Source organism: Castellaniella sp. (assembly GCF_049650445.1).
In the GTDB taxonomy this organism is placed as follows: domain Bacteria; phylum Pseudomonadota; class Gammaproteobacteria; order Burkholderiales; family Burkholderiaceae_B; genus Castellaniella.
In genome coordinates this window covers 14,858-27,727 of record NZ_JBASAD010000034.1, presented here as the reverse complement: position 1 = coordinate 27,727, position 12,870 = coordinate 14,858, and the positions used below count along the sequence as shown (strand labels likewise).

14 protein-coding genes are annotated in these 12,870 nt (G+C 65.1%); 2 read left to right on the top strand and 12 right to left on the bottom strand.

The features are described from left to right. Positions 1–44 precede the first annotated feature (44 nt). The 6 genes from WA983_RS11570 to tyrS form a co-directional block, all read right to left on the bottom strand. Complete coding sequence (locus WA983_RS11570; RefSeq protein ID WP_424250465.1) at positions 45–689, bottom strand: riboflavin synthase; 645 nt, start codon at positions 687–689, stop codon at positions 45–47. Between the two features lie 11 nt (positions 690–700). Beyond that, entirely contained in the window at positions 701–1,861 is a 1,161-nt protein-coding gene (gene ribD, locus WA983_RS11565; protein WP_424250463.1) for a bifunctional diaminohydroxyphosphoribosylaminopyrimidine deaminase/5-amino-6-(5-phosphoribosylamino)uracil reductase RibD, read from the bottom strand. Next, positions 1,848–2,321 (bottom strand): transcriptional regulator NrdR, encoded by a 474-nt coding sequence (gene nrdR / locus WA983_RS11560; RefSeq protein ID WP_424250461.1) that lies wholly within the window; start codon positions 2,319–2,321, stop codon positions 1,848–1,850. The genes ribD and nrdR overlap by 14 nt, the downstream gene beginning before the upstream one ends. Positions 2,322–2,360: 39 nt before the next feature. After that, complete coding sequence (glyA, locus tag WA983_RS11555; protein ID WP_424312070.1) at positions 2,361–3,605, bottom strand: serine hydroxymethyltransferase; 1,245 nt, start codon at positions 3,603–3,605, stop codon at positions 2,361–2,363. 87 nt (positions 3,606–3,692) lie between these two features. Next, entirely contained in the window at positions 3,693–4,325 is a 633-nt protein-coding gene (locus tag WA983_RS11550; protein ID WP_424251583.1) for a YbhB/YbcL family Raf kinase inhibitor-like protein, read from the bottom strand. A gap of 27 nt (positions 4,326–4,352) precedes the next feature. Further along, complete coding sequence (tyrS, locus tag WA983_RS11545) at positions 4,353–5,579, bottom strand: tyrosine--tRNA ligase (protein ID WP_424312069.1); 1,227 nt, start codon at positions 5,577–5,579, stop codon at positions 4,353–4,355. Positions 5,580–5,781: 202 nt separating this feature from the next. Between tyrS and WA983_RS11540 the strand changes: the two genes are divergently transcribed. Next, a complete protein-coding gene (locus WA983_RS11540; RefSeq protein ID WP_424251579.1) occupies positions 5,782–7,113 on the top strand; it encodes a peptidoglycan DD-metalloendopeptidase family protein in 1,332 nt (443 codons plus the stop codon). A gap of 20 nt (positions 7,114–7,133) precedes the next feature. Next, positions 7,134–8,243 (top strand): anhydro-N-acetylmuramic acid kinase, encoded by a 1,110-nt coding sequence (locus tag WA983_RS11535; protein WP_424251577.1) that lies wholly within the window; start codon positions 7,134–7,136, stop codon positions 8,241–8,243. A gap of 40 nt (positions 8,244–8,283) precedes the next feature. Here the strand turns inward: WA983_RS11535 and erpA are convergent, their stop codons facing one another. From erpA to WA983_RS11505, 6 genes are all read right to left on the bottom strand, one after another. Then, positions 8,284–8,649, bottom strand: coding sequence for an iron-sulfur cluster insertion protein ErpA (gene erpA, locus WA983_RS11530; protein ID WP_424251575.1), 366 nt, complete (start codon positions 8,647–8,649; stop codon positions 8,284–8,286). Then, the gene (locus WA983_RS11525) at positions 8,646–9,395 is read right to left on the bottom strand and encodes a DUF6776 family protein (RefSeq protein ID WP_424312068.1); all 750 of its coding nucleotides are present in this window, start codon (positions 9,393–9,395) and stop codon (positions 8,646–8,648) included. The genes erpA and WA983_RS11525 overlap by 4 nt, the downstream gene beginning before the upstream one ends. Positions 9,396–9,411: 16 nt before the next feature. Further along, a complete protein-coding gene (gene argC / locus WA983_RS11520) occupies positions 9,412–10,476 on the bottom strand; it encodes an N-acetyl-gamma-glutamyl-phosphate reductase (protein WP_424250203.1) in 1,065 nt (354 codons plus the stop codon). A gap of 165 nt (positions 10,477–10,641) precedes the next feature. Continuing rightward, on the bottom strand, positions 10,642–11,034 hold the full coding sequence (rpsI, locus tag WA983_RS11515) for a 30S ribosomal protein S9 (protein ID WP_376811172.1): 393 nt from the start codon (positions 11,032–11,034) through the stop codon (positions 10,642–10,644). A 12-nt stretch (positions 11,035–11,046) separates the two neighbouring features. Next, positions 11,047–11,475: a 50S ribosomal protein L13 gene (rplM, locus tag WA983_RS11510; RefSeq protein ID WP_376811173.1), complete on the bottom strand. Its 429-nt coding sequence runs from the start codon at positions 11,473–11,475 to the stop codon at positions 11,047–11,049. Between the two features lie 267 nt (positions 11,476–11,742). Then, positions 11,743–12,840: a TRAP transporter substrate-binding protein gene (locus WA983_RS11505; RefSeq protein ID WP_424250201.1), complete on the bottom strand. Its 1,098-nt coding sequence runs from the start codon at positions 12,838–12,840 to the stop codon at positions 11,743–11,745. Positions 12,841–12,870: the final 30 nt, after the last annotated feature.

Here is a 12,870-nt window from a genome sequence, read left to right as displayed (position 1 = left end):
ATGCCAAACCCGTCAGCCGCCCTCTGTGGAACCGGGCCCTGCGATCAGGCAACGCCCAAGCCACCGGGCGCTGCCGCACCCATGCCGCCCACCATCCGTTCGACGTAACGGGCGATCAGATCGATCTCCAGATTGACGGGGGAGCCGACCTCCAGGTTGCGCAGGGTCGTGACCTGGACGGTATGCGGGATCAGGTTGATGGAGATTTCGGTGCCTTCTTCCTGGTCATCCACGCGGTTGACCGTCAGGCTGACGCCATTGACCGTGACCGAGCCTTTGTACGCCAGGTATTTCGACAGGTGGACCGGGACGATGATGCGCAGTTCGGTTGATTCCGCCACAGCCTCGAAGCAGGTCACCCGGCCCACGCCATCGACGTGGCCGGACACCAGATGTCCGTCCAGGCTGTCGCCCAGCCGCAGGGCGTGCTCCAGGTTGACCTCGCCGGGCCGGTCCAGGCCGCAGGTGTGGTCCAGGCTTTCGCGCGACACATCGACCTCGAAGGCATCGTCGTGCAGGACGACGGCCGTCATGCAGGCGCCCTGGATGGCGATTGAATCACCCAAACGGGTCGCCGCCAGCGGCAGGCCGCCGGCCTGGATCGACAGGCGCACGCCCGCGTCCTCACCGTCTCCCAAGGGACGGACTTCGGTGATGCGGCCCACGGCCGCGACGATACCAGTGAACATGAGGCTATCCTTTATTTATTGCGCAGGCCGCAAGCCCGGACCAGCGCCTGCCATCGCGCCGTATCGCGCAAATGCAACCGCATGTCCGGGGACAGGAACTGAACGTCCAGGAACTCATATCGATAGGCCTGGTCCAGGTCCGAAATCGGAGCCGGCAGCGCCGCCAGGCCCTGGCCATCCCCCAGGATGCAGGGCGCCACATACGCCACCCACTCATCGACCAGTCCCGCCTGGACCAGCGCGCCCTGCAGACGTGCGCCGGCCTCGACGTGGACCTCATTGATCTCGTGATCCCCCAGCCAGCGCACCAGCGCCTCCAGGGACAGACCGCCACGATCATCCGCAGGCAGCACGATGACGCGCACATTGCGCGCCGCCAGACGGGCGGCCTTGCCGGCGTCGGGCCGTGTCGTGAAGACCCAGACCGGATCGCCATTGATGATCCGGGCCTGCTCGCCCAGAACGAATTGCGTGTCCAGCACGGCACGGATCGGCTGGCGCGGGGTCTCGACCGCACGCGCATCCAGCATGGGATCGTCGGCCAGCACCGTACCGATGCCGGTCAGCACCATGCAGGACCGTGCCCGCCAACGATGTCCGTCCTCGCGCGCGGCGTCACTGGTGATCCATTGCGAACGGCCGTCCGGCAGGGCCGTGCGCCCGTCGAAGGACGACGCCGACTTCAGCCACAACCAGGGCGTGCCACGCGTCATCCGGGCAAAAAATCCGGGGTTCTGCGTCAAGGCATCCTCGGCGAACAAGCCGACGTCGACCTGGATGCCGGCGGCCCGCAGCCGCACGATTCCACCACCCGCCACTTTGGGATTGGGGTCCTGGAGTGCGATCACGACGCGCGCGACACCGGCCGCAATCAGGGCATCGGCACACGGCGGCGTGCGGCCGGTATGACTGCAGGGCTCCAGCGTGACGTAAGCGGTGGCTCCGCGCACGTCCACGCCCTGAAGGGCGGCCTCGTGCAGGGCCTGGGCCTCGGCGTGCCGGCCGCCTGCCCGCTGCGTGCTGCCCTCGGCCAGCCAGCGGCCGTCGCGCACCAGCACGCAGCCGACGCGAGGATTCGGGCTGCTGACGAACAGGGCCTGCTCGGCCACCGTCAGGGCGCGCCGCATCCAGCGGTGGTCTTCCGTGGAGAAGGTACTTTCAACCCGTGTCATCGGTCTCATCCGCGCGGCGGAATTCGTCGATGGCCTGGACGAATTCGCGCAGATCCTCGAAGCTGCGATAGACCGAGGCAAAACGCACATAGGCCACGGGATCGAGCTGACGCAGTTCCGACATGACCAGTTCGCCCACATGGTCGGACGGCACTTCGCGCTGGCCGCTGGTCAGCAGGCGTTCCTGGATGCGCGCAACGGCAGCGTCCAGAGCCGTCGCGCTGACCGGGCGTTTGCGCAGCGCCAGGGACATGCTGCCGTGCAGCTTGGACGGATCGAAATCCGCGCGGGTTCCGTTGCGCTTGACGATGGCCGGCATCATCAGATCGACCCGTTCATAGGTCGTGAAGCGGCGGTCACAGGCCGTGCACCGGCGGCGGCGACGGATCGTGTCGCCTTCCTCGGAGACCCGGGAATCCACGACCTGGGTTTCGGGGCAATTGCAGAACGGACACTTCATCTGCGCTGCGGGCGCCCGCAGGCGCCCGTTCCGGTTGGATTAGCGATAGACCGGCAGGCGCGCGGTCAGTTCGTTGACCCGCGCGCGAACCCGGGCGACGTTGTCGGCATCGTCGGGATTGTCGAGCACGTCGGCGATCAGGTTGCCGGTGAGTTCGGCCTCGGCTTCCTTGAAGCCGCGCGTGGTCATGGCCGGCGTGCCCAGGCGGATGCCGCTGGTCACGAAGGGCTTTTCCGGATCGTTCGGAATGGCGTTCTTGTTGACCGTGATGTGGGCCTCGCCCAGCACGGCTTCGGCAGCCTTGCCGGTGATGCCCTTGGCACGCAGGTCGACCAGCATCACGTGGCTTTCGGTGCGGCCGGACACGATCCGCAGACCGCGCTTGACCAGGGTGTCAGCCAGCACACGGGCGTTGGCGGCCACCTGGGCGGCGTAGGCCTTGAAGTCGGGCTGCAGGGCTTCGCCGAAGGCCACGGCCTTGGCTGCGATGACGTGCATCAGCGGACCACCCTGGATGCCGGGGAAGATCGAGGAGTTGATGGCCTTTTCGAACTCGGCCTTCATCATGATCACGCCGCCGCGCGGACCGCGCAGGGACTTGTGCGTGGTCGAAGTGACGAAGTCGGCATGCGGCACCGGATTGGGATAGACGCCGCCGGCCACCAGACCCGCATAGTGGGCAATGTCCACCATGAACAGTGCACCGTTGTCATGCGCGATGCGCGCCATGCGTTCGAAATCGATGTGCAGCGAATAGGCCGAGGCGCCGCCGACGATCAGCTTGGGCTTGTGCGTGCGCGCCAGTTCTTCGAGCTGGTCATAGTCCAGGACTTCGTTGGCGTCCAGGCCATAGGAATGGAAGTTGTACAGCTTGCCCGAAGCATTGACCGGCGAGCCGTGCGTCAGGTGACCGCCTTCGGCCAGGCTCATCCCCAGCACGGAGTCGCCCGGCTTCAGAACCGCCATGTACACGCCCTGATTGGCCTGAGACCCGGAGTTCGGCTGCACGTTGGCGGCTTCCGCGCCGAAGATCGCCTTCAGGCGATCGATGGCCAGTTGCTCGACCACGTCCACGTATTCGCAACCACCGTAGTAACGCTTGCCGGGATAGCCTTCGGCGTACTTGTTGGTCAATTGCGTGCCCTGGGCCTGCATGACGGCCGGGCTGGCGTAGTTTTCCGAGGCGATCAGCTCGATGTGCTGTTCCTGGCGGGTGTTTTCCTGCTGGATGGCGGCCCAGATGTCCGGGTCGGCCTGATCGAGAGTGCGGGAACGGTCAAACATGGGGTAATGGTCCTGAAGGCAGAGAAGTCGGAAGGATAGGAGGAAACCGGGTCATTCTAGCGCGAACGCCTATAGAGCCTATACGGCCTATAGGGCGTGCAGGCGGGGATTCAGGGTATAGGTGCCGGTCAAGGACGCCTGTGCCAGGATGTGTCCCCGCATGGCGGCCAGGGCCTGCGCGCCGGTGAAGCGGCCGGACACGCCGAGCTCGGCCACATCCAGCGCGTAGACCGTGAAAACGTAGTGGTGGACACGCGCATCGTTCCAGGGCGGGCAAGGGCCGTCGTAGCCGAAGTAATCGCCGTTCATGTCGCGATCGGCCGCGAACCAGCCGGTGTAGTCATTCAGGCCCTGGCGCGTGCCGTCCAGGGCGAGAGGGCCGGCCTTGCCGCGCGGCGTGATGCCGTTGGAATAATCGCCTTCGGCGATGGCGCGCGCATCGGGTGCCACGTCCACCAGAACCCAATGAAAAAAGTCGGTGCGCGGCAGATCGGCCGGGACTTCGCGGCCTTCCTGGTTGACGTCGTCGGGCCGCGTCGGCACGTCCGGATCGACACACAGGACCGCAAAGGATCGCGTGCCCTCGGGCACGTCCGCCCAGGCCAGGTGAGGATTACGGTTGCCGGCCAGGGCGACGCGGGTTTGCGGATCGACCCGCGCAAAGGCGTTGCGCTCGGGAATGACCCCCTGATTGGGGAAAGAGTCGCTATGCAGTTTCATGGGGGGTCCTCCGTGAGTGCTTCGGGCTCAGGTCAGGGTGACCCGGGCGAACTTGCGCTTGCCGACCTGCATCACGTAGGTGCCCGCCGGCAGCAGCAGAGACTTGTCCTCGACGCGATCACCGTCAATGCGCACGCCGCCCTGTTCGATGTTGCGCTGGGCTTCGGAGGCCGAGGCCGCCAGCCCCGCTTCACGCAGCACCTTGAGGATGCCCATGGGCGCAGCCCCGGCGGTGACTTCGGGCATGTCCTCGGGGATCACACCGTCACGGAACCGCGCGGTGAACTGTTCCAGCGCACGCGCGCCGGCCCCGGCACCGTGGAACCGGTCGACGATTTCGCTGGCCAGAGAGACCTTGGCGTCGCGCGGATTGCGGCCGGCGGTGATTTCCGCCTGCAAGGCGCTGATGTCCGCCAGCGAACGGAACGACAGCAGCTCGAAATAACGCCACATCAGGGTGTCGGAGATCGACATCAGTTTGCCGAACATGGAATCCGGCGCCTCGGTGATGCCGATGTAGTTGCCCTTGGACTTGGACATCTTTTCGACGCCGTCGGTGCCTTCGAGCAGAGGCATCGTCAGGACACACTGGGGTTCCTGGCCGTATTCCTTTTGCAATTCGCGGCCCACCAGCAGGTTGAACTTCTGGTCGGTACCGCCCAGTTCGAGGTCGGCCTTCAGGGCCACGGAGTCGTAGCCCTGCAACAGCGGGTACAGGAATTCATGCACCGAGATCGGCACCCCGCCCTTGAAGCGGCGGGTGAAGTCGTCGCGCTCCATCATGCGGGCCACGGTGTAGCGCGACGCCAGCTGGATCAGGCCGCGCGTACCCAGCGGATCGCACCATTCTGAGTTGTAGCGGATTTCAGTGCGGTCCGGATCCAGCACCAGGCTGGCCTGGGCGTAATAGGTCTTGGCGTTTTCGCGGATCTGTTCCGGCGTGAGCGGCGGCCGGGTGGCGTTGCGGCCGCTGGGATCGCCGATCTGCGCGGTGAAGTCGCCGATCAGAAAGATCACGGTATGACCGAGATCCTGCAGTTGGCGCATCTTGTTCAGGACCACCGTGTGGCCCAGGTGGATGTCGGGAGCGGTGGGGTCCAGGCCGAGCTTGATGCGCAGAGGCGTGCCGGTGGCGCGGCTGCGGGCCAGTTTGGTGGCGAATTCGGAGACGACGAGCAATTCGTCGCAACCCCGTTGGGCCACACGCAGATCTTCGGCGATCCGGGGGTCGACGGGGTCGGATGGGGACGGCATGATATACGCTTTTATCAGAAAGAGATCAAAAAATTTGAAAAATCGCTCGAAAAAACGACAAGTATGCGCTAGCATAACGTGCCATCGCAGCTTTTGTACAACACATTCGACGCCACTTCGGGCGACGAGGACTTCATGTTAGCAGAAGCCCTCTTCCCGCCCGGAATCAGCGCAGCCTGAATCCACCACACCCATTCCGCCCATGATGCCCGAGGCCCACCAGCCACCACGCCGCCGACACATCACCCGCAGTCTGTTGTTTGCCGCCGGCGGCCTGTTTTTGACCGCGGCCGCACTCGCCGTCGTCCAGCCCTCCCCCCCTCCTGAACCCGTTTTCCAGGCCCGCCAGACGCTCGACCTGCCGCCCTTGGGTGCCGGAACCAGCCACGATGCCGCGCCCTACATTGCCTCGACCCGCATCCGCCGGGGCGACACGGTGGCCGATCTGCTGAACCGCCTGGGGGTGAACGAGGACGGCCTGCTGACCTTCCTGACGCACGATCAGCGCGCGCGTTCGATCTACAAGCTCTATCCCGGCCGCACGGTGCAAGCCGCCCTGGACGATCAGGGCCGGATGATGTGGCTGCGCTACGCCCACACACCAGGCACCACCGCCAAAGCCGGGGTTGATTCGGCCTGGCTGGAAGTCCGGCCTGCCGACAATGGCTTCTCTGCCCAGGAACGCACCATCGCCGCCGTGCGCGAGACCCGCATCGCCGAAGGCGAGATCACCAGTTCCCTGTTCGGCGCCGCCGATCAGGCCCAGATCCCGGACGCCATCACCATGGAAATGGTGGACATTCTGGGCAGCCGCATCGACTTCCTGAAAGACCTGCGCAAAGGCGACCGCTTCCGCATCGTCTACGAAGCCTATATGCACGACGGTGAAGAAGTCGGCACCGGTCACATCCGCGCCCTGGAATTCATCAACAAGGGCAAGACCTACAGTGCCGTCTGGTTCCAGAACGGCCAGCAACCGGGCGGGTATTACGACTTCTCCGGCGCCAGCCTGAAGGGCGCCTTTCTGCGCACCGCCATCAAGTTCACCCGCATCAGTTCGGGCTTCGGCATGCGCATGCATCCAGTCCACAACAAATGGACCGGCCACAAGGGCGTGGACTATGCCGCGCCCTCGGGAACGCCGATCTACGCCACGGCCGATGGCTCGGTGGAATTCATCGGCCGACAGAACGGCTACGGCAACGTCATCATCCTGAAGAACTTCGGCAAGTATTCCACGCTGTACGCCCATCAGAGCCGGTTCGCCAAGGGCCTGAAAAAGGGTGACCGCGTCCAGCAGGGCCAGTTGATCGGCTACGTGGGATCGACCGGCTGGGCGACCGGCCCGCACCTGCACTACGAATTCCGCATCGACAATCGGCCAGTCGACCCGCTGGCCGTCGACCTGCCTGTGGCGCGCACACTGGACTCGGCCGACCGCAAGGCCTTCCAGGCGATGGTGGCCCGCTACCAGCCGCAGATCGAACTGATGGCGCGGCTGCAGGAAAGCCGCATCCAGATCGCCCAGCAATAAGCCGTCAGGAACACCTCCGCATGGCCCCCGATCGGGTGATCGAGCCGTACATCGGCCTGATGTCGGGCACCAGCACGGACGGCGTGGACGGCGTGCTGGCGGACCTGGCGGACGGCACGATCCGCGTGCTGGCCAGCGCCAGCCTGGCGCTGCCAGACGGGCTGCGCCACGAATTGCTGGCGCTGAACGCACCCGGCCCCGACGAACTCGCCCGGGCCGCGCAGGCGGCCAACGCGCTGGCAGACTGCTACGCAACCGTCGTCCGCGACCTGCTGACGCAAGCCGGCCTGCCCGCTGCCCGTGTCCGCGCCATCGGCGCCCACGGGCAGACCGTGCGCCACGCACCCGAATCGGGCTACACCATCCAGATCAATGCGCCCGCGCGGCTGGCGGAACACGCCGGTATCGCAGTGGTGGCGGATTTCCGCAGCCGCGACGTCGCCGCCGGCGGCCAGGGCGCCCCACTGGTGCCGGCCTTTCACGCGGCGCGTTTCGGCTGCGGCGAGGGCCGCGCGGTCCTGAACCTGGGCGGCATCGCCAATCTGACGGTGCTGGAAGATCCGGTGCGCGGCTTCGATACCGGTCCGGCCAACATGCTGATGGACGCCTGGATCCTGCGCCATCGGAACCAGCCTTACGATCAGGACGGCACCTGGGCGGCGCAAGGCCGATGCCATGACGGGCTGCTGGCTGCACTGCTGACCGAGCCCTGGTTCGGCCTGGCACCACCGAAATCGACCGGGCGCGACTTGTTCAGCCTGGCCTGGCTGGACGCGCGGCTGGACGCACTGCCCGGCGGCGACCGCCCGCAGGCCGCCGACGTCCAGGCAACCTTGCTGCGCCTGTCAGTGGACACGATCGCGGATACCGTACGCCGGCATGCGCCGAACACACGGGAAGTCCTGGCCTGCGGCGGCGGTGCGCGCAACCCGGTCTTCATGGCCGCGCTGGCGCGCGCCTTGCCCTGCACGCTGACGACCACGGACGCCTACGGCGTACCCGCCCAGGACGTCGAAGCGCTGGCTTTCGCCTGGCTGGCGCAAGCGCACGTTCAAGGCCGTCCCGCCTGCCTGCCCGCCGTCACCGGCGCGCGGCACGCGACGATTGCAGGGTGTTTTTACCCTGCCTGATCAGGCCTGGCGCCAGGTTGCGGCTTGCACGCCGCCCGGATCAAGGCGTGAAAGAAGAACCGCAGCCGCAGGTGGTGTTGGCGTTGGGATTGCGGATGACGAACTGAGAGCCTTCCAGATCGTCCTTGTAGTCGATTTCTGAACCGACCAGATACTGAAAGCTCATGGGGTCCACCAGCAACTGGACACCATCGCGTTCGACCGTGGTGTCGTCTTCGGCCACGTCTTCGTCAAAGGTGAAGCCATACTGGAAGCCCGAGCAGCCGCCCCCCTGCACGAAAACCCGCAGTTTCAGGCCGGGATTGTTTTCCTCGACCAGCAGTTCGCGGACCTTGGCGGCAGCGGCGTCGGTGAAGATCAGAGGGCTGGGCGGAACGTCGAGAACCGCGTGTTCGATGGTGCTCAAGGCAAGACTCCTGCGCGGCCGGGAACCGCACGATTCAAAGCAGCGTCCTGGGCGGCCCGGACCGTGTCGCCTTCGAGGATTTCGAGGCGGACTGACTCGATCGTCAGGTCCGGCACCTGTTGCAAGACGCCCGTGCTGCGCTGGAACTGGTCAAAGACCAGGGCCAGAGGGTCCGCCCCCGGGGCGGACGACGCAGCAGCCTCGCCGGTGGCGGAGGCCACCGGCGGGTTTAATTCTATTTTAACGGCTTTACCGTGCGAACGGCCATTGGCCACAAACCGCATGCGACCTTTGAAGGGCTCTGCCTGGGGCGCGGCGTTGCGCGTCAGCAGCACCCGGTAGCGCAGGAACTCGCCATCGGCCTGGATGTCGAAGGCGCGCACCGCCACAGCGCCCGCCGGCCCCGGCGGAATCAATTGCTCGTAGAAGGCCAGTTGATCGCGGGTACGGCCCAGTTCCTGTTGTAGTTCGGCATTCTTGTCCTGCAGTACGCGCTGGGTGCCCGCCTGGACCTCGGCTTCGCTGCGGCGGGCCGCCAGGTCGGCCTGGGCGCGGGCCAGTTCGGCCTGCAGGGATTCGACCTGGGATTGCCGCGCCTGGAGGTCGGCGTGTTCGCCCGCATGCATGCCGAAATGCATGGCCAGCGCCCCGGCGGCGAACACCACCAGCAACAGCATGAGCCGGGACAGGCCGCGCACCAGCCAGCCGCTGAAACCGCCACCGCGCGCCGTGGAGGGTTGCGTCATCCGTGTCCCCTATGGCTCAGGGCAGCACCGCCACGTGCTGCAGACCCGTGGTTTCCGGCAGTCCGAACATCAGATTCATGTTCTGCACGGCCTGACCCGCAGCGCCCTTGACGAGATTGTCCTGGACCACCAGCACCACCAGGGTGTCGCCACCGGCGGGCCGGTGCACGGCGATGCGCAGCATGTTCGAGGCGCGCACCGAGCGCGTCTGCGGCAGACTGCCGGCCGGCATGACGTCGACAAAGGGCTCGTCGGCGTAGCGCTGTTCGTACAGTGCCTGGAAATCCGTGTCCAGGGCGTCGGGCAGGATGCGCAGATACAGGGTAGAGAACATGCCCCGGATCATGGGCACCAGATGGGGCACGAAGGTCAGCCCCACGGGCGCACCCGCGATGCGGGCGAGACATTCGGAAATTTCCGGGTGGTGGCGGTGTCCGGCCACACCATAGGCCGAAAAATTGTCGGCCGCCTCGGAGAACAGAGAGCCGACTGCAGCCTTGCGCCCCGCCCCGGACACCCCGGATTTCGAGTCGGCAATGACGTGCGTGGTGTCGATCAGGGGCCGGCCCGCCTGCAGCACGGGGGCCAGGCCCAGCAGGACCGTGGTCGGGTAGCAGCCGGGATTGCCCACGACCCGGGCCTGACGGATGCGGTCACGGTCCAGTTCGGGCAGCCCGTAGACGGCTTCTTTGAGCACGTCGGGGCTGCTGTGCGGCATCTTGTACCACTGCGCGAAGGTCTCGACGTCCTGCAGGCGAAAATCGGCTGCCAGGTCGATGACCCGCACGTCATGGTCCAGCAGACCGCGCGCCTGTTCCATGGCCACGCCGTGCGGCGTGGCGAAGAACACCACATCGCACTGGTCGAGCGCGGCTTCTTCGGGTGTCTGGAAACACAGATCCACGTGGCCACGCAGATTGGGGTACATGTCGGCCACCGGCATCCCGGATTCCTTGCGGGACGTGATGGCATGCAACTGGACATTCGGGTGCTGCGACAGCAGGCGCAGCAGTTCCACGCCCGTGTAGCCGGTCCCGCCGACGATGCCGGCCTTGATGGGGGTGGAGTTGTTCGTGCTCATGCGATGGAATCCTGTCTGCTATCCAAAAATGATCCGCCCGCCATGGAAGCGGGCCGAGGGATTTTCCTAGATTATGGCACGCACCGGCCTCCCAAAGAAAAACGCCGCCCGAAACCGGAGCGGCGTTTTTCTTCGCGCCGGGTGGCAAGCCACCCGGATGCAGGATCAGCGCTTGCTGAACTGCTTGCGCCGACGGGCCTTGTGGAAGCCGACCTTCTTACGCTCGACTTCGCGGGCGTCACGGGTCACCAGACCCGCTTGCTTGAGCGGCGACTTCAGGGTTTCGTCGTAGTCGATCAGGGCACGCGTGATGCCGTGACGCACGGCGCCGGCCTGGCCGGATTCACCGCCGCCGTGGACGTTGACGTGAAAGTCGAACGATTCCAGGTGGTTGGTGAGCGCCAGCGGCTGACGCACGACCATGCGGCCGGTTTCGCGAGCGAAGTACTCGTCGACGGGACGACCGTTGACGACGATCTTGCCCGTGCCTTTTTTCAGGAACACACGCGCCACAGACGTTTTGCGGCGGCCAGTGCCATAATTCCAATTACCGATCATGATGGCCTATCCTCAGAAGTCCAGGGGTTGCGGCTGCTGCGCGGTATGCGGGTGCTCGGCACCGGCATAGACCTTCAGCTTTTTCGCCATGGCGTAGCCCAGGGGACCCTTGGGCAGCATGCCCTTGACGGCCTTCTGCAGGGCGCGCCCGGGGAAGCGCTGCTGCATCTTCTGGAAGTTGGTTTCCGTGATCCCGCCCGGATAGGTCGAGTGACGGTAGTAGCGCTTGTCTTGCGCCTTGGCGCCCGTGACGACGATATCGGCGGCATTGACGACGACGATGTAATCGCCCGTGTCCACGTGCGGCGTGAATTCCGGTTTGTGCTTGCCACGCAGGCGGCGTGCGACTTCGCTGGCCACACGACCCAGGACCTTGCCCTTGGCGTCGATCACAAACCAGTCACGCTTGACTTCATGCGGCTTGGCCACAAAGGTCTTCATGATGGTGTTCCTGATTAAATGAATGAATGAATTCCGTCCGAACCGCCAGGGTTTTATGTAAAACGGACTCACGTTTATGTGAAAACCGCCCCAACCCGTACGGTGTGAATCCAAACGGAAATCCGACCATTGTATCTCGCACAGGGCAAGTAAGCAACAGCCGGTGCAGGAACCCCGGACGACCGGGCGGGCGGCGGCAGGCCGCGCACTGGTTCGTCGCCCCATGAAAAAAGCGCCCGAAGGCGCTTTTTTCATCCGCAGGAAAGATTACTTCTTGCGAGCCAGGGCGGCGCCCAGGTAGTTGTCGTACGAACCTTCGGCCACACGGAACCAGGGCACGATGTTGTCGCGGAAGGCCATGTAATTGTCGAAGATCTTCTTGAAGCCCGGGTCCTTGTCGCAGAATTCCTTGTAGACCTGATTGGAGGCCTCGAACGAGGCATCCATCACGTCACGCGGGAAGCTCTTGAGCACGGCGCCCCCGGCGATCAGGCGGCGCAGGGCCTCGGGGTTGTGAGCATCGTAATCCTGGACCATCTTCGAGCCCGCAGCGCGCGACGCGACGTCGATGACGTGCTGGTAAGCCTTGGGCAGTTCGGCATAGGCCTTGTCGTTGACGTACAGCGACACCTGGGCGGAGCCTTCCCACCAGCCCGGGTAGTAATAGTATTTGGCGACCTTCTGGAAGCCCAGTTTTTCGTCATCCACGGGGCCGACGAACTCCACGGCGTCCAGCGCGCCCTTTTCCAGGGACGGATAGATGTCGCCGGGAGGGATCTGCTGGGGGATCACGCCCATGCGCGACAGGACCTCGCCCGCGAAACCGGCCGTACGCATCTTCAGGCCCTTCAGGTCCTCGATCGACTTGATTTCCTTGCGGTACCAGCCGCCCATCTGGGTGCCGGTGTTGCCCAGGGGGAAGTTGACGATGCCGCGCGGCGCGAACAGTTCACGCATCAGCTTCAGGCCATCGCCCTCGTACATCCAGGCATTCATCTGACGCACGTTCAGGCCGAAGGGCACCGCCGTGTCGAAGCAGAACGAAGGGTTCTTGCCATAGTAATAGTAAGACGCGGTCTGGCCGCATTCCACGGTGCGGTTGCCGACAGCGTCCATCACACCGTAGCCCGGCACCAGTTCACCGACCGGATACAGGCGGATGTTGAAGTTACCGTCGGTGATTTCCTTGACCATGTCGCAGAACATCTGCGCCGTCGAAAACAGCGGCGGCAGCGACGGCCCATAGGTCGAGGTCATCTTCCAGTTGATCTGGGGGTTCGACTGAGCGATGGCCGGGGCGGCTACGGCCGCCGTACCCGCTACCGCGCCCAGGCCCGCCTTTTTCAGAAATGCGCGACGCTGCATGATGGAGGATCTCCTGTCTATTGGAATGAG